Origin of the sequence: Thermococcus sp. JdF3, from assembly GCF_012027495.1 — an archaeon.
In the GTDB taxonomy this organism is placed as follows: domain Archaea; phylum Methanobacteriota_B; class Thermococci; order Thermococcales; family Thermococcaceae; genus Thermococcus.
Genome location: NZ_SNUK01000001.1, coordinates 212,386 through 234,920, shown reverse-complemented (window position 1 = coordinate 234,920; position 22,535 = coordinate 212,386). Strand labels below are relative to the sequence as shown.

The window sequence follows — 22,535 nt, the reverse complement described above, 5'->3', positions numbered from 1 at the left end:
GGGGGTTAAATAATGAGCCTGGAGGATACCCTCTACGACATAGGGAGAGTGGCGGAGGAGGCGGTGATAAAAGCGGGGAATAAAATTAGAAAACTCGCGTTTCCGACTCCCTCAAAAAGTCCTCCCAGATTTCCGCTTTCCTCCAGGATAATGAGGGCAAAGACGTTCACAATCCACGAACTCATCAGCCTCCACCTCCAGCTCTGCTTCATGGCATACCTGGCCGCGAACTTCCTGATAATTCTGCTCGGGGGGAAACCCGTCCACGTCCTGTCAGTGGCCGTCCCGTATTTCATCTACCTGAGGTACGTCCTCATCCGCCACGGCAGCTTTCTCATCGAAGAAAAACCGTACAGGGTTTTTTACTATGGAATCTCCACCATCTCTTTCCTCGCCTTCCTTGGATACTCCCTGCTGAGGCTCACATCTCCAGAAATCTACCACCACTACGCCTACGTTTCTGCCATAGCCATAGTGGTTCTCGCCTTCCGCCACTACTTCAAGGCGACCTTCGGAAGGGACCACACCTACGGCGTCGTTGAAGAGGTCAGAAACGATCTCGTGAGGGTATTCATCCACGACGACATAGCGGCGAACGTCAAGCCCGGCCTCTACTGGCTTCCAGCCGTCCCGGAGGCCGAACCGGGAAGAGTGGTGAAGGTTCTGGTTGAGGACAGGGCCTTCCGTAGCGCCAGACCCTCAAGGATACTGGAGGTCTACCTCGATCAGTCCTCCCAGAGCTCAACCGAGCCGAAGGAAGAAACCGAGTGAAGGACGAGAAGGTAGAGCGAGTGGCAGGGCTCGATGAGGTTCGTCTTGACGAATCCCCTGCCTTTTTTTCTGATCTCCAGCGGCTCGACACCGCGGCACCCGGGAATGATCAGGATGCTCTCGTCCCCCAGGATCAACTCCAACCCAAGCCCCCCGCAGATTCCGGCGATGAACTCACGGAACCCCTCCCAATCCGAGACCTCGATCCGGTAGTACACAGTGTGCCCCACACTATCACCACAAATAGTAACCCACGGAATTTTAAAAAGTTTTCGTGTTTGCAATCAGATATCGTAAATAGTAACGTTTAAACAACGACACGGATTTGAAAATGACGGGATGATGAACAAACCCGCTGCCGAAAAAAGATGATGAGGGGATGGACCAGCTGACTAGAGCTCGCCGCAGAGCTCCGCAAAGTTGCGGTATATCTCGGAGCCGTGCTCGGTGTGGGCAACCTCTGGATGGAACTGGACGCCGTAGATGGGAAGGCTCTCGTGCTTCATGGCCTCGACCGGACAGGTCTCGCTCCTCGCGAGGAGCTTGAAGCCCTCGGGCAGCTCCTTCACCTCGTCCATGTGGCTCTCCCAGACCCTGAGCCTCTCCGGAAGCCCGCGGAAGATGTCGTTCTCCTCGATTATTTCAATCTCAACGAGGCTGTACTCGGCCTTCTCACCCCTGCCGACCTTCCCTCCGAAGTGCCTCGCTATCAGCTGGTGGCCGAGGCAGATGCCGAGGACTGGGACGTTGAACTCCTCGTAGTGCTCAAGAACAGCGGAGCAGTTGCCGGTCCTGTTTATGTCCGGTCCGCCGGAGAAGATTATGCCTTTGGGCTTCATCGCCTTTATCTCCTCAAGCGGCGTTGTGTTCGGGATTATCCTCGCCTCGACACCCAGATAGCGCAAAGTCCTCCAAATCCTGTGGACGTACTGGCCCCCGTTGTCCATTATGACTATCATCCATTCACCCCCACGAGCTTGAAAAACTCGTTAGACTCCTCAAGCAGATAAAAAGCTGACACACCGACCTCACGAGAGTTCTCGGCCATTCTGCGGTCATTGGTTAATAGAACTGCATTCAACGTCTTTGCAGCTGCAATGTAACAGGAGTCAGCTGCGCGTGAGTGAATCCTGAAGGAAAGCTCAAGGGCGGTCTCAAAGAATTCGGACTCCCCAACGAGGGTTATGAAATCAAACACCCCCAGGAACTTCCTGACGTTTTCCTCCGGTGTGAATCTTCTCAGGACGTTCACGAACTCAACCTGGCATATCCTGGGAGCGTAGAGCTCGTGATCCTTGATGGCATCGAAAACCCCCAGCGCGAGTTCCCGCCTCGTTTCGTCGTAGATAGAAAAGGCATCGATGAGAAGCGACGCATCGAGGACGAACCTCAACGCTCCCTCACCTCATTCAGCATTTGAAGGGGGTCTTTTCTGGGCCTCTCGATTCCTTCTGCTGTCCTGATGAACTCCGCGATATCCCTCGCGATTATTTTTATCCTGACCTTCTCCCCCTCCCTCAAGTGGGGCTTTTTGAGGGGCTTTAGGACCCCATCTTCGTAGACGGCTTCTATGACTTCCATACTCTCACCGTTTTAAACTCCCCTTGAAAATAAATAAAGGTTCTCACTCGAACTCAATCGTTGCTGGAGGCTTGTTGGTGATGTCGTAGAGCACCCTTCCAACATCGGGAATCTCGCTCGTTATCCTGAAGGCTATTCTCTGGAGGACCTCGAAGGGGACGTTCATGGCATTTGCCGTCATGCCGTCGAGGCTCTCAACGACGCGAACCGCTATCGTTTCCTTGTAGGCCCTTATGTCGCCCTGAACGCCGACGGTCTTCACTCCCAGCAGAACGGCGAAGGCCTGCCAGGGCCTCAGCCCGGCCCTCTCGATTTCCTCCTCGACTATGGCGTTTGCCTCCCTAACGATGGCGACCTTCTCCGGAGTGACCTCGCCGAGGACGCGGACGGCAAGACCAGGCCCCGGGAAGGGCATGCGGTTGTATATCTTCTCCGGGAGGCCGAGCTCCCTGCCAAGCTCCCTGACCTCGTCCTTGTAGAGGTCGCGGAGTGGCTCGATTAGCTTGAGGTTGAGCCTCTCGGGCAGACCTCCAACGTTGTGGTGGCTCTTGATTTTGCCCCTGCTCTCAATCCAGTCCGGGGCTATGGTTCCCTGAATGAGAAACTGGGCGTCAATCTCCCTTGCGACCTCCTCGAAGACCTCGATGAAGACCCTGCCGATTATCTTCCTCTTCTCCTCCGGATCGGTTACGCCTTTGAGCTCTCTGAAAAAGCGCTCGCCGGCATCGACGTAGTGCAGGTTGAGCCCGAACTCGTCGCGGAAGGTCCTGACGACGAATTCCGGCTCGTTCTTCCTCATGAAGCCGGTGTTCACAAAGACGGCGTGGAGTCTATCGCCTATGGCCTTGTAAGCAAGCACCGCTGCGACCGAGCTGTCAACGCCGCCGGAGAGCGCTATTATGGCCTTCCCGTCACCGACCGTATTCCTTATCTCCTCAACTTTCTCCTCGATGAACCTCTCCCACATGAGCACCACCTTTTGCCAACCATTCGGACGTCAATTTATAAACCTATCCGAGCGGAAATTAGACAGTTTCACGTCAAAATTTCATCGAGCCGATCCTCCTCTAATCCCTGCTTCAGCTCCATCGCGATTCTCCTCCCCGTGCTTACCGGCTCGTCATAGCGGAGCCAGCTGTAGGGCGAGCCGTGGACGAAGGGGTTCGTTCCCGCCACTATCCTCGCGGAAATCTCGAAGACCACGAATTCCAGCTCCTCGGTGAAGACCCCCTCCAGGCAGAAGGGGCCCCACAGGCCGCCCATGAGCTCCTCGGCAGCTTTGACCGTCCTCTCGCCGGCCTCGATGACGTCCATCAGCAGGCTCTCCCTGAGAACGAGCGGTATGTTGCCCACCACCGTGTAGTTGGTGTTAATTTCGAGGTCGAGCTGCTCTTTGGCCGGGATTCTGCCTATCGCGTCGGCGTTTGACTCGTAACGCCGGTCTATGCTCATCAGCTCCAGCTCACGGTTGAGCTTCGAGTAGAAGTAGTGGGGATAAACCGGGACGCCGAGGACGTACTCCTGAATCTGAACCCTTCCAAGGTCTTCCTTGTCCCTGATGCCGAGCCTCTCGGCTTTCTTCCAGAAGTCCCCGGGGCTCTTGGCCAAAAAGTAGCCCTTTCCACCGCCCGCGCCGAAGGGCTTGACTATGACCGGCCCGTCTATCCCGTCCGGGTCATCGTAGACCCTCGGGAGGCGGAGCTTTGCCCTCTCGAGCCACTTCCTCTCGAGGTTCCTGTCGCTCTCCCACTTCAGGACTTCTTTGTTGCCGTAGTAGGGGACGCGCATTTTTTCAACAAGCTCGATTCCGAGATGGGCGACGAAGGAACCGGTTGGTATAACTACCGCATCGAGCTCAAGCAGCTCTTCCTCCGGATAGGTTCCCTCAATGAAGTAGTCCGCCACAGGGAAGTAGCGCATGTAAAGGGGCTTAACGCGGGGGTTTCCAAAGGCCACCGTCTCGAAACCCTCGTCCTTTGCCCCCTTCAAAATCTGGAGGGCAGAGTGTGAAGCGTAGGTTGCTACCCTCATTCCTCCTCACCCAGAAGCTTTGGCAGGGACTCATGGATTGCCCTGAGCTCTTCGAGGGGCTTCCGGAGGAGCTCCCTTCCGTCCCAGAGGAAGGCCGCCTCCTTTCCGCCGGCCCTTCCGATGACGGCGAAGTCCCTGAAGATGGCATTAAGTGCATCGAGGTTCTCCTCCGGGAAGGCCACGATATAGCGGGAGTGACTCTCGCTGAAAGCCACCTCGACCGGGTTTGATGTTTCGGCCGAAACCTTCGAGAAATCCACCGTAAAGCCCGTGCTCCCTGCCAGAGCCATCTCTCCCAAAGCGACGGCGATTCCTCCCCTGCTCACATCGTGTACCGCCCTAACGAGACCTTTCTGTATAGCCTTCAGAATCCCCTCGGCGTTGGCCTTTTCCTCCTGGAGATCCACCCTTGGGGCGAAACCTCCCTCGACGCCGAGCCTCGCAAACAGCTCCGAGCCGCCGAGTTCTGCCTTCGTTATCCCAACGACGCCTATGAGCAGCCCACCGCTCAGCCCCATCTCCGGAATTTCCTCAAGCTTTACCTTCCCAAGGCCGGCAACGACGGGGGTCGGCTTTATCGGCCTGTTGGAAATCTCGTTGTAGAAGCTGACGTTGCCGCTGACGTACGCCAAACCGAAGGCTTTAGCCGCATCGGCCAGCCCCCTCACCGTCTCGGCGAAGCTCCAGTAAACCTCGGGCCTCTCGGGCGAGGCAAAGTTGAGGTTGTCCACCAATGCTAATGGCTCAGCCCCAACGCCCACGAGGTTCCTGACGACTTCAGCGACGGCACCCATCGCACCTTGGTAGGGGTTGAGGTGGCTGTGGCGGGGGTTTCCGTCGGCAACGAAGGCCAGGCCGTACTCGTCGTTGAGCTTCAGGACGGCGGCGTCTCTCCCGGGCTTGAGGACGGTCCTCCCCTGAACCTCGTGGTCGTACTGCTGCCAGACCCAGCGCTTGCTTACGACGTTCGGGCTGCTCCAGACGAGGTTGAAGGCCCTCTCGAAGGGGACGTCAGGCGTCTCAGCAGGCTTTTCGATGCTGTAAGGCTTCATCTCCCACTCTATCGTCGGCACATCCGCGAGGAGTTCCACCGGAAGGTCCGCTACCTTCCTCCCCATCCAGTATATCACAAAGCGCGGCTCCTCAACGACCTCCCCTACAACCGTCCACTCAAGGCCGTACTTCTCGAAAATCTTTCCGAGGGCATCGACGTCGGCTTCGCTAACCGCGAAGAGCATTCTCTCCTGGCTTTCGGAAATCATTACCTCGGTAACGCTCATTCCCGGTTCGCGAAGTGGAACTCTGTCAGCGTAGATTACCACGCCGAAGCCCTTCTTTCCTGCCATCTCAGAGGCGGCGCAGGTTAAGCCACCCCCACCGAGGTCTTTGAGCGCCTTTACCCTGCCGGTGTAGACCGCCTCAAGGGTGGCCTCTATGAGGAGCTTCTCAGTGAAGGGGTCAGGGATCTGCACCGCGGAGCGGTCTTCCTCCTCGGCGTTCTCTCCCAGCTCCTCGCTGGCGAAGGTGACGCCGTGAATCCCGTCCCTGCCGGTCCTGTTGCCTACGAGTATGAGCTTGAGACCGGACTCGGTGACGTAGCTGTGGACGAGGTGTTCCGGCTTCATAACTCCAACGCAGGCGACGTTGACGAGCGTGTAGTTATCTAAGCCATCATCGAACTCAGTCTCACCCCCAACCGTTGGGACACCTATCCTGTTGCCGTAGTCGGCTATGCCCTTGACGACGTACTCAAAGAGATACCGGTTCCGCTCCTTCTCCAATGGCCCGAAGCGTATTGGGTCAAGCAAAGCTATCGGCCTTGCACCCATACAGAGTATGTCCCTGACGATTCCACCGACTCCTGTGGCGGCACCACCGTAGGGCTCCACCGCTGAAGGATGGTTGTGGCTCTCGATTCCGACGACTACCCAGGTCTCATCGTCAAACCTGATTATTCCAGCGTCCTCACCGGGGCCCAGAATCACGTGCTCGTTCTCGGTCGGCAGGAGCTTCAGCCACGGCCTGCTCGACTTGTATGAGGCATGCTCACTCCACATAACTTCGAGCATGGCCCACTCAAGCTCGTTCGGCTCTCTCTTCAAGCGTTCACGGATGAGCGTCTCTTCGTGGGGAAACATTCCATCACCTCCTCGCCCACTCCACCATGCTCCTGAAGAGCCTCAGACCGTCCTCGCTACCCAGAAAGCGGTCGCTCGCGCGCTCCGGGTGGGGCATGGTTCCGAGGACGTTGCCCCCCTCGTTGGCTACGGCCGCTATGTTGAGAACCGAGCCGTTTGGGTTCGCTTTTTCGGTTACGTTACCCTTTTCGTCGCTGTACTGGAAGACGATTCTGACCTTAGAGGGGTCGTCTACGTAGTAGTTACCCTCCGCGTGGGCTATCGGCATTCTGATAACCTCGCCGGGCTCGTAAAGGGTAGTAAAGGGCGTTTCAGTGTCTTCAACGCGGAGGTGGACCCACCTGCAGAGGAACCGCGGAACCCTGTTGGGCCTCAAAGCCCCGGGCAGAAGACCGGCCTCAGTAAGGATTTGAAAGCCGTTGCATATCCCCAGAACGGGCCTTCCCTCGCGGGCGAACTCCTTAACCTCCTCCATAATCCCCTGCCTCGCCGCTATCGCTCCGGCCCTGAGGTAGTCGGCGTAGCTGAAGCCGCCGGGCAAAACCACGCCGTCGAAGTCCTTGAGATTGACTCTGTACCAGACGCGCTCGGCCTCTGCACCGGCCCTTCGTATGGCCCTCTCCGTTTCGAAGTCGCAGTTGGTTCCCGGAAAGGCTATCACAGCAAAGCGAACCATCTCAGCTCACCGGTTCGATGCTGTACTCGTAGTTGTGGATCAGGGGGTTGGCAAGGAGCTTTCTGCACATCTCCTCGACCTCTTGCTCAGGCTTCTCGCTCTCCAGCTCGAACTCGAAGTACTTGGGAACGCGAAGGTTCTCCACGGCAAAACCTAGGTTCCTGAGGGCGTTTCCTATGACCCTTCCTTCCGGGTCGTTGAGGCCTTCCTTGAGGCGAACGATGACGGTAACCTTCCACTTCATTTCAACCACCTCACGTTACCACCTTCTCAAGCTCGTCCAGCTCAACCGCGCGCTTTATCTCGAGGGCAATCCTCCTTCCGGTGCTCATCGGCTTCCTCCAGAGGGCGTTACCGTAGGGGTGACCCATCGCCATGTGGATGTTGGTTCCACCGCCCGTCCTCGGGGCTACATCGTAGATGTAGAAGTTGAGATCCTTGTCAACGGCCGTCTGGAGCGTAAAGGGCCCGATTATTCCGGGTGGATAGTACTCCCGCGTCGCCCTGACGTAGCGCTCGGCCATGTCGAAGACCTTCTCCAGAAGGCTCTCACGGAGCGTTGAGGAAGCGTGGCCCGTCACGGTGTATTCAGGCTCGAACTGGTGCTCCGGCAGGGTCAGCTGCTGGGAAGCGGGCAGGCGAACGTGGCCGTCTAAGCTGGTTTCGAAGCGCCAGTCGATTCCCAGGAGCTCAATCTCCCCATCTATCGGCGAGTAGAAGAAGTCGAAGTTGAAGACCGGGCCTATGATGTAGCGCTCGATTCTGGCCCTCACGAGGTCCTCCTCGGTGATTACGCCGAGCCTGATGAGCCTCTCCGCCTTCTCGCGGAACTCCTTGTAACTTGCCGCCGTGAAGAAGCCGCGCTCAAGCCTCTTCTTCGCGTGCGGCAGCTTGACGATGACGAGGCCGACCTCGTCAATCTCCTCCGGCTTAACGGGCTCCGGATAGGGAAGCCCGGCCTTCTCAAGGAGCCAGTAGTAGCTCTTCTCCTCGCTCCTCTCCTCGCTCCTGAGGAGGTTCCTGCTCCCGAAGAGCGGAACGCGGAAGTCGTTCTCCACCCTGTCTATGCCCGTGTAGACCACGAAGGAGCGGTTTGGCACAAAGATTACGTTCCTCCTTACCAGCTCCTCCGGGACGTCAATGATTTGGGCAAACTTCTCGAGGACGATTACCTCGTCAATGAAGCCCTTGGTTAGGTTATCCCTCGTCTTCCTCAGCTTGAAGTACTCGGCGTAGGTCCTGTGCCTGCCCCTCTGGGCGACAACTAAAACTGGAAGGCCCTCCTCCTTTGCTCCATCGGCTATGTCCAGCGCGGAGTGGCTTCCGAGGACGCCGACGGTTATCTTCTCAGGGTCGTACCTCTCAAGGACTCCCAAAATTTCCTCGCGGCTTATCATGTTAACCACCTCAGCATGAATTCGGCTCGAACTCCTTTCCAAACTCCCTCATCAGCCCAATCCTCTTCTCAACGCTCTCCCTCGTGCCCACGTCTCTGCGGTAGAAGAGCTCACCCTTCACGTGGCCGATGGCGCTCTGCGCTATCTTCTCCGCCCCCTCCTGGGTTTCGGCGATTCCAACGACCGCTATGGCGCGCGAGCCGAGGAGCGTAAAGTTCTCATCAATGGACGCGTAGTAGAGCTTCGCTCCGGCTTTAACAACGGCTTCCTCATCTACCTCGACCTTAACGCCTTTAATCGGGTTCGTTGGATAGCCCCTCGGTGCGAGGTACTTGACGACGGTGGCTTTGTTTTCGAACTCCGCCTTCCCAAGGTTGCCGTCAACGATTCCCTCAGCGATCTCAAGCAGGCCCGTCCTGAGGAGCGGGAGGACGTTCATCGCCTCGGGGTCGCCGAAACGGGCGTTGTACTCGATTATGACGGGACCGTCTTTGGAGAGCATGAACTGGCCGTAGAGAATTCCCCTGTAGGGGATTCCTTCCTTCCTCATCGCCTCGACCGTCGCCCTGAGCGTCTCCAGGGCCTTTTCGTAGTCCTCGCGCGTCACGAAGGGCAGCAGGCCGTTCGCGCACGAGTATGAGCCCATGCCCCCTGTTATCGGCCCCTCGTCGTTCTCATAGGCGTGGGGGTAGTCCTGGGCGAGGGGCATCGGAATCACTTTCTTTCCATCCGTAAAGACCTGGAAGGTGAACTCAACGCCGTCGGTGCGCTCCTCGATGAGGACTTTACCGTCCCTCCTGATGAGTTCCTCGGCGTAGGCTTTGGCCTCCTCGTTGTCCCGCAACTGGTAGCCAACGACCTTAACTCCCTTACCGCCCGTCAGGCCAAGGGGCTTCACAACGACGGGCTTCCCGAAGTCGTCTATCCACGAGCGCATCTCGGTAACGTCCTCAAAGACACGGAAGAGCTTCCTGCCGGGAATCTCATACTTCTCCATGAAGGCCCTAGCGAAGGCCTTGTTGGTCTCGAGCTGTGCAGCTTCCCTGGTCGGCCCCACCGCAGGGATACCCTTCTCCTCGAGCGCATCAACGATCCCCCTCTCCAGGGGGGCCTCCGGGCCTATGAAGGCAAGTTCTATTCCCCATCCCCTGGCGAGTTCGATAACTTTCTCGATATCCGTTTCCCTGGCCAGACCGTAGTCCTTTGCCAGCCTTGCCAGCCCGGGGTTTCTGTGCTTCGAAACGACGTACAGCTCGGCGCCGCTTCTCACGAGCGCCTCACCGATGGCGTTCTCCCTACCGCCGCCTCCAACGAGCAGAACCTTCATGAGCTTCACCATGTATTTGTCAAAAACTTAAGTTTTTAAGCTTTGTTTTTACATTGAAATGACAAAATTTATAAAGGTCGAAGTGAACTTCCTCCGGTGAAGTCCATGAAGGTGCTCGTGGTGATGGGAAGCAGGAGCGATTCCCATATAGCGGAGAAGGTTACGGCAGTTCTCGACGAGTTTGGCGTTGAGTACGACGTTGAGGTCGCCTCGGCCCACAGGAATCCGAAGAAGGTTGAGGAGCTGGCCAGGAAAGACTACGACGTTTTCATCGCCATTGCAGGTCTGAGCGCCGCGCTGCCGGGTGTGATAGCGGCCCACACAGTTAAGCCCGTTATAGGAGTCCCCGTTTCGGCGAAGCTCGACGGCCTCGACGCCCTCCTCAGCATAGCCCAGATGCCGCCCGGAGTTCCGGTTGCTGCAGTGGGAATAGACAACGGAAAGAACGCGGCCCTGCTGGCGGTTGAGATTCTGGCGCTAGGGGATGAAAAGCTCAGAAAAAAGCTTGAGGAATACCGCGAAAAGGGAAGAATGTAGCCAAAATATAATGAAATGAGGGGAAACCCCCCGATTCCAATATTTTAACCCGCACAACGCATTATTCCACACGACTTGTTTCATCCATATATTTAAATCGGCCCATCATTCAAGCATCTTATTCCAGCAAACACCAGACGCATGTAGTTGGAATACTAAAATTTAAATTTTTCGGATTTTATCCAAACTATTGGACCGATTGTATGCATTGGTGCATACCCTAAACAAAGAGAGGAGGGGCTAGAGCCCGCAGAGATGACCGGCTTTTTCATAATCCTGGGAGTGCCACTCTGAACTCCGGGTTCTAAGCTCAACCATATGCGCCACCATCTCGGCACGTCTCTTTGCCTCCTGCACATCCCTGTCCCACGCGAGCGCAACACCCAGCCTTCTGCCAGGGTATGCCTCAGGCTTTCCAAAGAGACGAATCGTCGAGCTGGGGACGCTCATGGCTCTGACCAAGCCGCGGAAGCGCGGGGAGTAGCCTGAAACGTTGGCCTTGATTACGTGAGTAGCTGCGGGCGTTAGGAGCGGGAACAGACGATACTCTTCGACCCACTCGCCGGGTATCGAAAGGCCGAGGACTGCCCTGAGGTGGAGTCCGAACTCGGAGAACCCTGTAGGATGGGATGCAAGCGTAACCATGCCCGTATCGTGGGGCCTCGGGGAGACCTCGTTCGCCCAGACCTTGTCGCCCTTAACGAACATCTCAACGCCAAACAGTCCGAGGCCGCCGAGGACGTCCGTTATGCGCTTGGCTACCCTGTAAACCTCGCGCTCGGCCTTTTCGCTTATCTCCGCCGGCTGCCAGCTCGCGTGATAGTCGCCGTCAATCTGGTAGTGGCCGACCGGCTTCGGGAAGGTGGTAACGATCTCACCGTTCTCGTCGTAGTGCCTGACGGCAAGCTCGGTTATCTCAACGTCGAAGTCTATGTGCTCCTCGACGATTATCTTGTCGGCGCTGCCGCGGGCCTCCATCTTGGCCACCTCCCAGGCCTTCGGAACGTCCTCCGGGCCCTTCACGAAGTAGGAGCCCTTTCCCGAGGAGCTCATTATGGCCTTGGTGTGGCAGGGGTAGCCGATCTTCTCGCAGGCATCGTAGAGCTCGTCGAGGGTCGTTGCGTAGGCGTAGCGTGAGGTCGGAACTTTAGCTTCCTTCGCGAGGGCTTCCCTCGTCCTCTCGCGGTGCATCGCTATCCACGTGGCCTTGGCGTTCGGGACGACGAAGTGGCCGTCCTTCTCAAGCTCGAAGAGGGCGTCAAGGTTTATGGCCTCTATCTCAGGGATTATCGCATCCGGCCTTTCGCGCTCGATGACGCTCCAGAGGAAGTCAGCGTTCTTCATGTCACCGACGTAGGAGCGGTGTGCAACCTGCATGGCCGGAGCGTTGGCGTAGCGGTCAACGGCGATAACTTCCACGCCGAGGCGCTGGGCCTCGATGGCTATCTCCTTTCCAAGCTCACCGCTTCCGAGGAGCACTATCTTCTGGGCAGAATCGGTCATAGCAGTTCCGAGCTCATCGCGGGGCTTAATCATAAGGATCACCTCAAGTTTTGACGTTAAAATGTTAAAAATTGCCCATATTTAAGCCTTTTTAAGCAGAAAAATGGCAAACAACTCCACACTTCTCCACAAATACGCGGGAGTAAGGGATTACCACTCTCATAATTTCAACCTATTTTGGAACTTTTAGGACGTTTTTAATGGTTTTGTTTAACCAGAAGGTTTTTATATTGGCTGTTAACTACTGGCAGTTGGGGATTCCTTATGTTGAAGTTTGGTCTGTGGTGGGTCCGATGGGACGAGAATCTTAGAACTTACACCTCGAGGATGACCCTTGGAGGAAAACGGCCAACTTCTTACGATGAAGCCGTCCAGTGGTTCAAGAACAGGGGTTTTGACAGGGTAGTCTTCCTCAGTGGAGAAGGAAAGGGAATCAACTATACTGGAAACGGTTATGATGATGGGCTTCGCATGGCTTTGTGGCTCTCATCAAGGATCGGCAGCATGAATTACTACGTGCCGATCCCTTTCTACAAGTACGAGAGTAAAAAACCGAGGGATAACCCGTCCGAGGGATTCAATAATTCCTACTGGAAGGACTGGATTGACGGTGTCCTTAGTGTCGTTGACAGCAACAGGCTCGGCTTTTACTGGAGTTACGAGAGCTGTCTTCAAACTACTCCCAATGATGGCACCGGTGTGTCTGTGGAATTCATTCAAAAGATGTCCAACTACGTTCACGACCACGGGCAGGAACTAATCTGGATTCCAGCAACTGGGAACAGGGGTGTGACATACTTGCGTAAGGATGCTTTTGATGGAATACTCAAAATCGGAGGCTACTTTGATTATGTCTTCGTCCAGCCAAACTATTATCAGTATCCAACACTCGATGAAAAGGGGAACCACGGTTTGCCCTACACTTACGAGAAACTCGTAGAGAAAATCCGTTGGATTTACGAAGAACTCCCAAAGAAAATCAAAGAACAAAACCCCAACTCCACGACAACGGTCTCAATAGAGATGGAAGCAGACAGGACCGTCCGGGGCATTCCGTGCGGGTATTCCTCCAAATGCCCCGAAAACATGACGTGTGACCGCAACCTCAAAACCTGTTATGAAAACTGCAAGGAGCACGAGCATGGGAAAGCAATAAACTATGCCCTGGATTACATGAGGGCATTACACGACATCGGATGGGAACCATCGGACCGGGCCTACTACTTCAGCAATGACCTCAAAGTGATAGACGCACTCCAAGAACGTTGCCGGAGGGAACTCAATGAACCGTACGTTTAAAACCATCGTCATCCTGTTCCTCTTCCTCACCCTCTTTTCCAAAACGGTGGTTTCAGTTGAATCAGTCGATTACGTCTATAACGTTCGGTACTCCGTCATCTCCAACGGAAGCGACGCTTTTATCCCTCTCCTCATCCTCACTTACGAGCCATACTGTCCTCCCCTCTCGGGAATCAACTGCGCCAACGCAACCACCGGGGAGGTTCTTGGGGGAGAGGAATATCTCTTCTACTTCAATGACTCCCAGCTCCACATTCTCAACTTCACGCCTGCGTTCAGAGCTCTTTACCCAAACTATAGCACCCTCCTTGACCAGTTCAGGGCCCTTTACCCCTACATTCTCAGCCATTCTCTTAATGGTGCGCGCTTCATAAACGGGAGCTGGTACCTGAACCTTACGTTCTACCCTCCGATGACTCATGTCCATGGCATCTACCTCTTCAATCCAAAAAACTTATGCATTGGGCTGGTCAATGTTAGCTGGCTTAAGCTCCCAAGGGGAAAAATCAGCGACGAGATAAATGGCTGGCGGATTGAGCTTCAGTCCCCGAGCTTCAAAAAATGGGACTACGCAAATATGAGCGACGTGTGGATCACAATGAGCAAGAACGCGCTGAGGTGGTCTCCTGGCCCCACTGAAGTCGTCAATTCGAGCGTTTTTCCGATTTACTTCCTCCTCAAAAAGGAGGGTCACGTGAAGAACATCACCCTCGTTTACCTTAACATGAACGTTACAAGGGACGACTTCGTCCCGCCGAACGCCCCCTTTCTACGCTACTGGTTCCCAGACAGTGTTAAGATAGCCAACGTGACGGTCTGCGAGAAAGCGAACGTGACTACATCCACCAGCACGACCGCTGGGACTAGTACCGCCCCTAACAGAACAACAATCTCATCAAATACAACGAAAACACCAACCAGCACGAAAGAAACCAAAGATGGCATCTGCGGATCGGGGTTGCTCGTTCTTGCCACTCTAATTTCAGCGGTCGTTACTGCAGGGAGGTGCAGGAGGTGAAGAAAACGAACTTTTCCGGACTTGCGGTAATATTTCTCCTGCTCTTCTCCCTTCCGCTCGTTTCGGCGGATTGCTCGTCGTATGAGCTTTATTCTGTAAATTCAATCAGCTCTTTCAACGGCTGGCTCCTCATTGAAGTTGTCAAGAACAGTTATGCCTGCGAGATGATAGCAGGAGAATGGACGCCGGTGCTGGTTGGCATACCCGATGAGTACTACCTCCTCACCGACGGGAACAAAACAATCCTGCTTGGAGGCACCGGCATCGGGCAGAGAATTTCTGTCGGGTTTATGAGCGGGACGCTCTACGTTTTAACCGTCACCAGCACCCGCGTTCCATATCAAAACATAACCATTACAGTTGAAGGCAGACCCCACAACTTCACACTTCTCAAAAACGTGATAGTGAAGACGCTCTACAGGTTCAACGGAACCTGCTTGGAAAACGTTTCAACGTGCAGAATCGTTTCATATCCCAACGGGACAAAAATAAACACCTGCAGGGGATTCATCTGGAACGCCTCTGCCTTTAAACCTCCTAACGTTTCCCTCGCTGGCTCTCCCGTAAGAATTGAGAACGGAAGGCTCCACTTTACATTAAGAAGAAAAAGCTACACCCTCGCACTCCCTGAGGGGGTCAACGCTTCAAATCTGAAGCTGGAAGCGTTTATGGCAAAACGGGGGGCTGTCTTGATTAACACTGGAGTCATCCAGGTCCCGGTAGGGGTAAGTATTGATGAGGTCCCTCTACTCTTTACGGTTGAGAACAAAACCGTCCGTCCTCCCAGTGTTTTGAGCCTGGAAAAGTTCGTCTGTGAGAAGGCGAGCGTGAACACGACCAAATCAGCGGGTGAGAACGTCACGGCGAATTCAACGGACACTCCCCACACCCCACCAATCAAAACCACCCCCTCTCATCCCACCAGCACAAAAGAAAACAGCAAAATCTGCGGGCCCGCGTTCATAATTCTAGCCACTACGACGGGTCTCCTGCTGAGAAGGCACTAAAATTAACATTAAATTGTTAATTTTTAAACCTTTAGGCCATTTTTTATGCAGAAAAATGGCAAACAACTCCACACTTCTCCACAAATACGCAGGAGTAAGGGATTACTATGCCATAATTTCAACCTATTTTGGAACTTTTAGGACGTTTTTAATGGTTTTGTTTAACCAGAAGGTTTTTATATGGTCATTAACTACTAGCAGTTGGTGATTCCTTATGTCGAAGTTTGGTCTGTGGTGGGTTAAGTGGAACGGCTCCGGGTATAAGTCAAGAATGAGTGGCACTGCAAGAGAGTTCAGAAACTTGGGTTTTGACTCTGCCGTTGTGCTGTTTTCCTATAAGCATATACGATATACAGGAAATGGACGTGAAGATGCACACTATCTTTCCAGATATCTGCAAGATGAGATGGATATATCTTATTATGCCCCTATTCCTTTCTTCAACCCCAGCAAGCGCCCAGTGGGGGATACTGCCGGCAGGTTTGAGGGGTCATATTGGGCCGGGTGGATCGAGGACTTTATGACGTCAAGCGACACGAACCTCAAAGGGTTCTACTGGACATTAGAAAATGCATGGATGTTTAAAGAGGACCAGATACAAAAACAGGCAGGGATTTCCTTCAGCATTATTAGAGACATGGCAGAAAGCATTCACAACAATGGTTTTGAGTTCATCTGGATTCCATCCGCATGCACGCTGAATCTTGCAGGAACGAATATATTCCCTATGGGAAAGTACCCAGGAGCATTTGAGTTCTTTGATTATGTGTTCGTGCAACCGAACTATTACCAAAAGTCTATAATTTCAGATGGGAAACACACTTACAGATATAACTATGAAAAGCTTGTAGAATGGATTAGAACCCTTGAGTCTCTTAAAAACAGGCATGATGCATTTAATGTATTTATGGAAATGGAAGCAGACAGAAGTCTCCTCTATAACTACATCTCCAAAACACACATTGAAGAAAACTTCAGGGAATCTCTAATAGAAAGATGCGGCCCCAGATTTACGCATGAGTGCTTGATTCAATATACAAATGATGCAAAAGAAACAGCCTTCCAGTACATAACCGCTCAAAAAGACGCATTGGGCTGGAAATACGGGAATCTGGCATACTACTTTAGTGTGGATTTTGATGTCATTCGAGAAATGGAGGGATTTTCAAGAAGATTCGGTGAGGAGTATGTATAATCCAAAACCTCTGTTGATTTTCTCCATTTTGCTGTTGTTGCTCTCTTTTCCCACGGCAACGGCGGACTGCACCCCTGCCGAGACCTACGTTGTCGAGTCGGTTCACCAAGTCAACGGCTGGCTCCTAATCGTGGTTGGCCATGTGAGCTGGACGTGCGAGATGGTGGCCGGGGAATGGGTGAGCAAACTGGACCTGCCGGATTCGAACAGGAATTACTACATATTGACCGATGGGAAAGAGGCATTCCTGCTCGGGAGCGTTAATTCACTCCTAACCAACACCACCCCCGTGGGCTTTATAAACGGGACGCTCTACGCTGTTAGGGTGGAAGAGGCTAAGGTGCCCTACAGAAACGTTACCGTCTCTATCAACGGCGAACCTCACAACTTTACGCTCTTTAAGGACGTTACGGTAACCGAGGTTTACCGCTTTGACGATGGATGCATTGAGAGGGTCTCAAGGTGCGTTGTTACGGAGTACTCCAACGGGACTGTCACCAAGAGCTGTGAGGGCCGCGAAATAAACGCCTCGCATATAAGGCTGCCACATAAGGGCCTGAAGGGCACTCCCGTAGAACTCAAAGGCGGAACCCTAACTTTCACCCTCGGGGAGAGGCGCTACGCTTTACAGCTGCCCGGCAGCATAAATGCCTCCAGCGCGAATTTTACGGCCTTTAGAGCCCGTAACGGGGTTGTTATCGTCAGCGAAACGCCGGTGAGACTTCCAGCAGGTAGCGGCATCGAAGATGCCCCCCTAATCTTCGTTCCCAAGAATGGAGTTGCGTCTCCCCTCAAAATTTCAATGAGTCTTGGGCCGCTCGTATGCAAACCCCCGGGGACACAGACCACGAATAGTGTAGGTCTAAGGGAAACCCATAGTCCGCCGTCCGGGAGCACTGGAAGGACGAAAACACCGTCGGGGGCAGGAAATAAGGTCTGCGGGCCCGGACTGCTCGTCCTGCTGGGCGCGTTGCCCCTGCTCAGGCGCCTTAATTGACAGTTAAATGTTCAATTTTCAATCTTTTTTAATGGGATTTAGCATGAACACGGCAAACCTTTTAAGCATGCTCGAGAACTATCGGCGGTGATGCTCATGCCCACCTACGCCCAGGCTGGAGTTGATGACGAAAAGACTGCGAGGGCCCTCGGGGGAATCATAGACCTCGCAAAGGCGACCTTCGAGTTCAGGAGAGGAAAACCCGGTGAGCCGAGCGGGATAGGCCACTACTCGGCCCTGCTCGACTTCGGAAGCTTTTACCTCGCGATGACCACAGATGGAGTTGGAACCAAGGTGCTCGTTGCCGAGGCCGTTGGGAAGTTCGACACGATAGGGATAGACATGATAGCCATGAACGTGAACGACCTGCTCTGCGTTGGGGCGGAGCCGGTTGCCCTCGTCGATTACCTTGCCGTAAAGGAGCCGAACGAGAAGGTTTTTGGGGAAATAGGGAAGGGCCTCCACGAGGGGGCGAGACATGCGGGAATAGCGATAGTCGGCGGGGAAACGGCGGTTATGCCCGATTTGATAAACGGCTTCGATTTGGCGGGAACCGCCATCGGCGTGGTGGATAGAGAGAAGGTCATCACGGGTGAGAAGATAAGGCCCGGCGACGCCGTCATCGGGATCGCCAGTTCGGGAATCCACTCCAACGGCCTGACCCTTGCAAGGAAGCTTCTAATCCCTAAATACGGCCTCGACTACGAGTACGAGGGCAGGAAGCTCTGGGAGTGGCTTTTGGAGCCAACGAGGATTTACGTGAAGGCAGTTCTTGAGCTGCTGGAAAGCGTTGAGGTTCACGGGCTGGCACACATAACCGGGGGCGGGCTGACCAACCTCAAGCGCCTCACGGGCTACGGCTTCAGGCTGAAGATGCCACCAATCGAGGGGATATTCAGGCTGATCCACGAGAACGGCGTCCCCCTGGAGGAGATGTTCCGCGTTTTCAACATGAGGGTCGGCTTCGTCGTGGTGGTCCCACAGGGGGAGAAGGAGGCCGCTTTGGAAATCCTAAACAAACACTTCAAGAGCTTTGAACTCGGAACGGTGGGGGAGGAGCGGGGGATAATCGTTGAGAACTACAGGGTAAGGCTTTAATTCATGAAAACCCAAAAACTTTAATGGGGGTTTGGATGAACCTGCTCCTTACAAGTCAGCTCCTCAGCTTTTCCCTCAAGGTGGTCGCCGGATTGGCACTTTTCCTCAACTGGAGGCGCTACCGGAGGGATTCTTTGCTGCTCTGGGCCCTCTTTTTTCTGAGCTCGTCACTCTCCACAGTTTCAGATTTCACGGGACTTGAAGTGGGTATTCCGCTGTTTCATGCGGCTGGCGTTTCCTTTCTCGTCGGAGGAGTCGTGTCTCTCCTTGACGAGGAAGCCGTAGGCGTTTCGACACGTTCCCTAAAACTCGTCGCCCTAACACTCCCCCTCACGGTTTCCAGTTACATAATCCTGTACGCAAGCTACGTCACGAAACCCGTTCCCATATACATCTCTTTCGGGATTTCAGGGATATTCTACACATTTGCGGGTGTTATTCTATGGAGTGTTCGGAGGTTCTATCCACGCTCCGGAACTCTCCTCAGCGCCGTCATCATCCTCCATGGAGTTCACAAGATGGACTATCCCTTCCTCAGACCCGTGGAATGGTTCGCCCCAATAGGCTTCACGCTGGGAGCCTTCTTTAACGTCCTTGAAGTTATAGCTTTCCTTCAAGTCGTCCTATCCGAGAGGTTCAGGCACGTCGGAAAAACCATCGGGCCGGACGTCATAAAGAAGGGAGTTTTCATCGTCCCCCCTGACAGGTTCGCGTCCTACATTGAGGCCCTTTCAGAGTTCCCGGTGCTGGCCTTCACGAGAAAGAGAGACCTGCCGGATAAATGGGAGGTGCACTCGCTTACCACCATTGAAGAACCCGGAAACATCGGGCCTACCCAGCTCCACAGGATAATCGAGAGAACCCGCTCGTATCTGGCTGAAGCTCACCGCGAGGGTGTCACCGGAGTGGTGGTCATCGAGGGACTGGAGTATCTGATGATGTACGACGACTTCCGCTCCCTTATGAAGTTCCTCGCCACGCTCTCGGACTACGTAACACTCTACGGAGGAATGCTACTCCTTGTTCTTGATGAGAGAAGCCCGAGCGAGAAACAGCTTAAAACATTGAGGCAGGTGCTTAATGTGGGTGATTGAGGTGATGTTCACGGTCAAGAGGAAGGCATTCCTTGAGAACCTGCCGGCCGTCGTGGAAAAGGCCGTAAGCGAGTACGGAATCCGGCTGAGGAAAATAGTGGTGGAGGAAGACGCGAAGGGCTGCTACACCGTCTGGATAACCTACGAGGCTAAGCCCCCGTAAGCCTCCTGTACAGCTCCTCGTAGGCGTTGATGAGGTCGCCCCTGTCGAAGCGGAAGACGTCCTTGTCGAGGCTCTCCCTGGTTTCGGCGTCCCAGAAGCGGCAGGTGTCCGGGCTTATCTCGTCACCGAGGATTATCTCACCCCTCTCGTTCTTTCCAAACTCCAGCTTGAAGTCGACCAGTATGATTCCACGCTCGGCAAAGTACTCCCTGAGGACCTCGTTCACCCTGAGGGCAATCCGCTCCATCTCCCTTATCTCGCTCTCGCTTATCCCGAGAACCCTGGCGTGGTGGTGGTTTATCATAGGATCGCCGAGGCTGTCGTCCTTGTAGTAAAGCTCGACTATCGGCTCCGGCAGCTCAGTTCCCTCCTCAAGCGGAAGGCGCTTCTTCAGGCTTCCGGCAACGACGTTTCTAACCACGACCTCGACGGGATACATCCTGAGCCTCTCAACGATGAGCCTGTTGTCACCCGCGATGCCTATGAAGTGCGTCTTAACGCCCCCCTCCTCAAGGACTTTGAAAAGAACCGCGCTGATCTGGGCGTTGAGCCAGCCCTTGCCCTTAAATTGGCCCTTCTTTTTACCATCGAAGGCCGTAGCATCGTCCTTGAACTCCATAATGGCCTTTCCATCGTCGAGAGGGATAACCTTCTTGGCCTTACCTTCATAAACCTGCATGGACTTCACCATCTTTATGTAAAATCTTTCAGTATTTAAGGCTTATTTTGGCATGTGAGTGTCAATCAATGGGCAAAGCTTTTAAACACAAAACGGCTAAAGTACGGCGTCAGAGTTTATACTTATTGACATGTTAAAGTCAAAAAATTGGCGGGGTTCCTCATGAGGGAGAAGTGCGGCGTCTTTGCAGCGGTTGCCGAGAATGCTCCAAAAAAAGCCTACTACGCGCTGATAGCACTGCAGCACAGGGGGCAGGAGAGCGCGGGAATAAGCGTGTGGAAGCACCGTATACGTACCGTTGCTGGAAGGGGACTCGTCTCGGAGGTCTTCAGGAACGGTGAGCTGGCAAAGCTCAAATCCAGCACGGCGATAGCCCACGTCAGATACTCGACCTCCGGCTCCCCCACCGAAACCCAGCCACTTGAGACCGGCTGTTGCGGGAAAAGGATAGCCGTTGCCCACAACGGGACTCTCACGAATTTCCTTCCCCTCAGGAGGCACTACGAACGGCTGGGAGTTAAGTTCAGGCACTCGGTAGATTCCGAGCTGCTGGGGATTTCTTTTCTCTGGCACCTTCGCGAGACTGGAGACGAGTTCGAGGCTATGCGGGAAGTTTTCAGCGAGGTAAAGGGAGCCTACTCCGTGGCCCTCCTCTTCGACGGGAAGATACTCGTGGCCAGGGACCCGGTCGGCTTCAGGCCGCTCAGCTACGGGGTTGGGGACGGTCACTATTTCGCCTCGGAGGATTCCGCGTTGAGGCTCTTCGTGGAGGAGGTGAGGGACGTCAAGCCGGGGGAGGTCTTTCTTCTCTCGGAGGATGAAATTGAAAACCGCATCCTTGCCACGGAAAAACGCCACGGCTGCGTCTTTGAATACATTTACTTCGCCCGCCCGGACAGCACGATAGACGGTGTAAACGTATACCTCGCGAGGGTCAGGATGGGGCAGGAGCTGGCCAGGGAGAGCCCGGCCGACGGAGACGTTGTCATAGCCGTGCCGGATTCCGGGAGGGCGGCGGCTCTTGGTTTCTCCAGGGTCAGCGGGATTCCCTACTCAGAGGGTCTCATAAAGAACCGCTACATAGGGCGGACGTTCATAACCCCCGGCCAGTTCTACCGCGAGCTGAAGGTTAAGCTCAAGCTCTCGCCGGTGAGGGAGGTAATAGAGGGGAAGAGCGTCGTGCTGGTCGATGACTCAATCGTCAGGGGGACTACTATGAAGCGCATCGTCGCCATGCTCAGAAAGGCCGGCGCGAGGGAGGTTCACGTCAGGATAGCCTCCCCGCCGATAAGGCACCCGTGCTACATGGGGGTGGACATTCCGACGAGACACGAACTCATAGCGGCATTTGGAAGCGTTGAGAAGGTGAGGGAATCCATAGGAGCGGACAGCCTGGCGTACCTCAGCGTCGAAGGGCTGAAAAAAGCCGTTGGGAGGAGAGGCCTCTGCCTGGCGTGCCTCACCGGAGAGTATCCTGAGTGGGCCTTCAGGTTTTAGAGGGAAAAGGTTCTCCTCAGCGTCTCCTTGACCTCATTGAGTTTTTCCTCGCTGAGTCTGGCTATGCACTTTATCACGAGCGATTTTTCGACCGTGAAGACCGACGAACAGTCTACGTAGCTCTTCTTTTTCAGCTTTCCTAAAACGAGGTCCTTTCACGAGAGTTCAACCTGGAACTCGGCGAAGTGCGACCGGCTCGTGATTTTAATCACAACGATGTCGTCACTTATGGCGTTTAGCTCGTCGGAGCTGACCACGAGAACCGGCCGGAGCTTGCTCCCAACGTAGTTAGTAAATGGCAGTTCGAGCAGGACAACGTCGCCCTGCCTAAATTTCGAAGAGTTCCTCAGCGTCATCGCCCTCCTGGAGAAGTTTCAGGTAACCGAGCTCCTTGAGTTCGTCCCGTCCTTCCACTCCTTCGATCCTTATCCTCAGCTTGACACCGGGGGGAAGGTCAAGCTTTTCAAGGGGTATTAGGACGTCCCCACGGTAGAGGGCAACTATCACCTTGGACATGGGTAATAGTT

Annotated in this window: 25 protein-coding genes and 1 pseudogene; 11 read left to right on the top strand and 15 right to left on the bottom strand. The window is 54.5% G+C overall.

Annotated elements, in window-relative coordinates; all coding sequences use genetic code 11:
- Positions 1–12: 12 nt before the first annotated feature.
- Positions 13–771 carry a DUF2101 family protein gene (locus E3E42_RS01130; RefSeq protein ID WP_167902288.1) on the top strand — a complete coding sequence of 253 codons (759 nt, stop codon included), beginning with the start codon at positions 13–15 and terminating at the stop codon, positions 769–771.
- Here the strand turns inward: E3E42_RS01130 and E3E42_RS01125 are convergent.
- The 11 genes from E3E42_RS01125 to purD all read right to left on the bottom strand — a co-directional run bounded on the left by E3E42_RS01125 (position 726) and on the right by purD (position 9,921).
- On the bottom strand, positions 726–1,001 hold the full coding sequence (locus E3E42_RS01125; RefSeq protein WP_167902287.1) for a TonB-dependent receptor: 276 nt from the start codon (positions 999–1,001) through the stop codon (positions 726–728). The genes E3E42_RS01130 and E3E42_RS01125 overlap by 46 nt on opposite strands.
- 162 nt (positions 1,002–1,163) lie before the next feature.
- Positions 1,164–1,730 carry a GMP synthase subunit A gene (locus E3E42_RS01120; RefSeq protein WP_167902286.1) on the bottom strand — a complete coding sequence of 189 codons (567 nt, stop codon included), beginning with the start codon at positions 1,728–1,730 and terminating at the stop codon, positions 1,164–1,166.
- Positions 1,727–2,164: a type II toxin-antitoxin system VapC family toxin gene (locus tag E3E42_RS01115; RefSeq protein WP_167902285.1), complete on the bottom strand. Its 438-nt coding sequence runs from the start codon at positions 2,162–2,164 to the stop codon at positions 1,727–1,729. Before E3E42_RS01115 ends, E3E42_RS01120 begins: the two co-directional genes overlap by 4 nt.
- Positions 2,161–2,352 (bottom strand): antitoxin family protein, encoded by a 192-nt coding sequence (locus tag E3E42_RS01110; RefSeq protein WP_167902284.1) that lies wholly within the window; start codon positions 2,350–2,352, stop codon positions 2,161–2,163. Before E3E42_RS01110 ends, E3E42_RS01115 begins: the two co-directional genes overlap by 4 nt.
- A gap of 43 nt (positions 2,353–2,395) precedes the next feature.
- Complete coding sequence (guaA, locus tag E3E42_RS01105; RefSeq protein ID WP_167902511.1) at positions 2,396–3,319, bottom strand: glutamine-hydrolyzing GMP synthase; 924 nt, start codon at positions 3,317–3,319, stop codon at positions 2,396–2,398.
- A gap of 68 nt (positions 3,320–3,387) precedes the next feature.
- Positions 3,388–4,383 carry a formate--phosphoribosylaminoimidazolecarboxamide ligase gene (locus E3E42_RS01100; protein ID WP_167902283.1) on the bottom strand — a complete coding sequence of 332 codons (996 nt, stop codon included), beginning with the start codon at positions 4,381–4,383 and terminating at the stop codon, positions 3,388–3,390.
- Positions 4,380–6,521 carry a phosphoribosylformylglycinamidine synthase subunit PurL gene (gene purL / locus E3E42_RS01095; protein ID WP_167902282.1) on the bottom strand — a complete coding sequence of 714 codons (2,142 nt, stop codon included), beginning with the start codon at positions 6,519–6,521 and terminating at the stop codon, positions 4,380–4,382. Before purL ends, E3E42_RS01100 begins: the two co-directional genes overlap by 4 nt.
- 4 nt (positions 6,522–6,525) lie before the next feature.
- A complete protein-coding gene (purQ, locus tag E3E42_RS01090; RefSeq protein WP_167902281.1) occupies positions 6,526–7,197 on the bottom strand; it encodes a phosphoribosylformylglycinamidine synthase I in 672 nt (223 codons plus the stop codon).
- 1 nt (position 7,198) lies between these two features.
- Positions 7,199–7,441: a phosphoribosylformylglycinamidine synthase subunit PurS gene (gene purS / locus E3E42_RS01085; protein WP_167902280.1), complete on the bottom strand. Its 243-nt coding sequence runs from the start codon at positions 7,439–7,441 to the stop codon at positions 7,199–7,201.
- Positions 7,442–7,451: 10 nt separating this feature from the next.
- Positions 7,452–8,594, bottom strand: a complete 1,143-nt coding sequence (locus E3E42_RS01080; protein ID WP_167902279.1) for a formate--phosphoribosylaminoimidazolecarboxamide ligase family protein — start codon at positions 8,592–8,594, stop codon at positions 7,452–7,454.
- A gap of 10 nt (positions 8,595–8,604) precedes the next feature.
- Complete coding sequence (gene purD / locus E3E42_RS01075; RefSeq protein WP_167902510.1) at positions 8,605–9,921, bottom strand: phosphoribosylamine--glycine ligase; 1,317 nt, start codon at positions 9,919–9,921, stop codon at positions 8,605–8,607.
- Between the two features lie 105 nt (positions 9,922–10,026).
- Between purD and purE the strand changes: the two genes are divergently transcribed.
- Positions 10,027–10,458, top strand: a complete 432-nt coding sequence (gene purE / locus E3E42_RS01070) for a 5-(carboxyamino)imidazole ribonucleotide mutase (protein WP_167902508.1) — start codon at positions 10,027–10,029, stop codon at positions 10,456–10,458.
- A 240-nt stretch (positions 10,459–10,698) separates the two neighbouring features.
- On the opposite strand, the gene purT is transcribed toward purE, so the two are convergent.
- On the bottom strand, positions 10,699–11,994 hold the full coding sequence (purT, locus tag E3E42_RS01065) for a phosphoribosylglycinamide formyltransferase 2 (protein ID WP_167902278.1): 1,296 nt from the start codon (positions 11,992–11,994) through the stop codon (positions 10,699–10,701).
- A gap of 231 nt (positions 11,995–12,225) precedes the next feature.
- On the opposite strand from purT, the gene E3E42_RS01060 reads away from it, so the two are divergent.
- From E3E42_RS01060 to E3E42_RS01025, 8 genes are all read left to right on the top strand, one after another.
- Positions 12,226–13,260 (top strand): DUF4855 domain-containing protein, encoded by a 1,035-nt coding sequence (locus E3E42_RS01060; protein WP_167902277.1) that lies wholly within the window; start codon positions 12,226–12,228, stop codon positions 13,258–13,260.
- Positions 13,244–14,278 carry a hypothetical protein gene (locus tag E3E42_RS01055; RefSeq protein ID WP_167902276.1) on the top strand — a complete coding sequence of 345 codons (1,035 nt, stop codon included), beginning with the start codon at positions 13,244–13,246 and terminating at the stop codon, positions 14,276–14,278. The genes E3E42_RS01060 and E3E42_RS01055 overlap by 17 nt, the downstream gene beginning before the upstream one ends.
- Positions 14,266–15,285, top strand: coding sequence for a hypothetical protein (locus tag E3E42_RS01050; RefSeq protein ID WP_167902275.1), 1,020 nt, complete (start codon positions 14,266–14,268; stop codon positions 15,283–15,285). The genes E3E42_RS01055 and E3E42_RS01050 overlap by 13 nt, the downstream gene beginning before the upstream one ends.
- A gap of 214 nt (positions 15,286–15,499) precedes the next feature.
- Positions 15,500–16,480, top strand: a complete 981-nt coding sequence (locus E3E42_RS01045) for a DUF4855 domain-containing protein (protein WP_167902274.1) — start codon at positions 15,500–15,502, stop codon at positions 16,478–16,480.
- Positions 16,425–17,477 carry a hypothetical protein gene (locus tag E3E42_RS01040; protein WP_167902273.1) on the top strand — a complete coding sequence of 351 codons (1,053 nt, stop codon included), beginning with the start codon at positions 16,425–16,427 and terminating at the stop codon, positions 17,475–17,477. The genes E3E42_RS01045 and E3E42_RS01040 overlap by 56 nt, the downstream gene beginning before the upstream one ends.
- Positions 17,478–17,573: 96 nt before the next feature.
- On the top strand, positions 17,574–18,575 hold the full coding sequence (gene purM, locus E3E42_RS01035; RefSeq protein WP_167902506.1) for a phosphoribosylformylglycinamidine cyclo-ligase: 1,002 nt from the start codon (positions 17,574–17,576) through the stop codon (positions 18,573–18,575).
- Positions 18,576–18,598: 23 nt separating this feature from the next.
- Positions 18,599–19,669, top strand: a complete 1,071-nt coding sequence (locus E3E42_RS01030) for a DUF835 domain-containing protein (RefSeq protein WP_167902272.1) — start codon at positions 18,599–18,601, stop codon at positions 19,667–19,669.
- Positions 19,662–19,832 carry a hypothetical protein gene (locus E3E42_RS01025; RefSeq protein ID WP_167902079.1) on the top strand — a complete coding sequence of 57 codons (171 nt, stop codon included), beginning with the start codon at positions 19,662–19,664 and terminating at the stop codon, positions 19,830–19,832. The genes E3E42_RS01030 and E3E42_RS01025 overlap by 8 nt, the downstream gene beginning before the upstream one ends.
- On the opposite strand, the gene purC is transcribed toward E3E42_RS01025, so the two are convergent.
- Positions 19,819–20,511 (bottom strand): phosphoribosylaminoimidazolesuccinocarboxamide synthase, encoded by a 693-nt coding sequence (gene purC, locus E3E42_RS01020; RefSeq protein WP_304940796.1) that lies wholly within the window; start codon positions 20,509–20,511, stop codon positions 19,819–19,821. The genes E3E42_RS01025 and purC overlap by 14 nt on opposite strands.
- Positions 20,512–20,673: 162 nt before the next feature.
- On the opposite strand from purC, the gene purF reads away from it, so the two are divergent.
- Positions 20,674–22,008 (top strand): amidophosphoribosyltransferase, encoded by a 1,335-nt coding sequence (purF, locus tag E3E42_RS01015; RefSeq protein ID WP_167902270.1) that lies wholly within the window; start codon positions 20,674–20,676, stop codon positions 22,006–22,008.
- On the opposite strand, the pseudogene E3E42_RS11925 reads toward purF, so the two are convergent.
- Positions 22,005–22,364, bottom strand: a pseudogene (locus tag E3E42_RS11925) (type II toxin-antitoxin system PemK/MazF family toxin). The gene purF and the pseudogene E3E42_RS11925 sit on opposite strands and share 4 nt — an antisense overlap.
- The gene (locus E3E42_RS01005; RefSeq protein ID WP_088863898.1) at positions 22,336–22,524 is read right to left on the bottom strand and encodes an antitoxin family protein; all 189 of its coding nucleotides are present in this window, start codon (positions 22,522–22,524) and stop codon (positions 22,336–22,338) included. The pseudogene E3E42_RS11925 and the gene E3E42_RS01005 overlap by 29 nt, the downstream one beginning before the upstream one ends.
- Positions 22,525–22,535: the final 11 nt, after the last annotated feature.

Excerpts from the sequence above, each read along its gene's own strand:
- purM (WP_167902506.1), top strand. The coding sequence starts at position 17,574 with ATGCCCACCTACGCCCAGGCTGGAGTTGATGACGAAAAGACTGCGAGG.
- purD (WP_167902510.1), bottom strand. The coding sequence starts at position 9,921 with ATGAAGGTTCTGCTCGTTGGAGGCGGCGGTAGGGAGAACGCCATCGGT.
- E3E42_RS01040 (WP_167902273.1), top strand. The coding sequence starts at position 16,425 with ATGTCATTCGAGAAATGGAGGGATTTTCAAGAAGATTCGGTGAGGAGT.
- E3E42_RS01080 (WP_167902279.1), bottom strand. The coding sequence starts at position 8,594 with ATGATAAGCCGCGAGGAAATTTTGGGAGTCCTTGAGAGGTACGACCCT.
- E3E42_RS01120 (WP_167902286.1), bottom strand. The coding sequence starts at position 1,730 with ATGATAGTCATAATGGACAACGGGGGCCAGTACGTCCACAGGATTTGG.
- E3E42_RS01005 (WP_088863898.1), bottom strand. The coding sequence starts at position 22,524 with ATGTCCAAGGTGATAGTTGCCCTCTACCGTGGGGACGTCCTAATACCC.
- guaA (WP_167902511.1), bottom strand. The coding sequence starts at position 3,319 with ATGTGGGAGAGGTTCATCGAGGAGAAAGTTGAGGAGATAAGGAATACG.
- E3E42_RS01045 (WP_167902274.1), top strand. The coding sequence starts at position 15,500 with ATGTCGAAGTTTGGTCTGTGGTGGGTTAAGTGGAACGGCTCCGGGTAT.
- purL (WP_167902282.1), bottom strand. The coding sequence starts at position 6,521 with ATGTTTCCCCACGAAGAGACGCTCATCCGTGAACGCTTGAAGAGAGAG.
- purS (WP_167902280.1), bottom strand. The coding sequence starts at position 7,441 with ATGAAGTGGAAGGTTACCGTCATCGTTCGCCTCAAGGAAGGCCTCAAC.
- E3E42_RS01130 (WP_167902288.1), top strand. The coding sequence starts at position 13 with ATGAGCCTGGAGGATACCCTCTACGACATAGGGAGAGTGGCGGAGGAG.
- E3E42_RS01060 (WP_167902277.1), top strand. The coding sequence starts at position 12,226 with ATGTTGAAGTTTGGTCTGTGGTGGGTCCGATGGGACGAGAATCTTAGA.
- purC (WP_304940796.1), bottom strand. The coding sequence starts at position 20,511 with ATGCAGGTTTATGAAGGTAAGGCCAAGAAGGTTATCCCTCTCGACGAT.
- E3E42_RS01030 (WP_167902272.1), top strand. The coding sequence starts at position 18,599 with ATGGGGGTTTGGATGAACCTGCTCCTTACAAGTCAGCTCCTCAGCTTT.
- E3E42_RS01100 (WP_167902283.1), bottom strand. The coding sequence starts at position 4,383 with ATGAGGGTAGCAACCTACGCTTCACACTCTGCCCTCCAGATTTTGAAG.
- purF (WP_167902270.1), top strand. The coding sequence starts at position 20,674 with ATGAGGGAGAAGTGCGGCGTCTTTGCAGCGGTTGCCGAGAATGCTCCA.
- purE (WP_167902508.1), top strand. The coding sequence starts at position 10,027 with ATGAAGGTGCTCGTGGTGATGGGAAGCAGGAGCGATTCCCATATAGCG.
- purQ (WP_167902281.1), bottom strand. The coding sequence starts at position 7,197 with ATGGTTCGCTTTGCTGTGATAGCCTTTCCGGGAACCAACTGCGACTTC.
- E3E42_RS01055 (WP_167902276.1), top strand. The coding sequence starts at position 13,244 with ATGAACCGTACGTTTAAAACCATCGTCATCCTGTTCCTCTTCCTCACC.
- purT (WP_167902278.1), bottom strand. The coding sequence starts at position 11,994 with ATGATTAAGCCCCGCGATGAGCTCGGAACTGCTATGACCGATTCTGCC.
- E3E42_RS01110 (WP_167902284.1), bottom strand. The coding sequence starts at position 2,352 with ATGGAAGTCATAGAAGCCGTCTACGAAGATGGGGTCCTAAAGCCCCTC.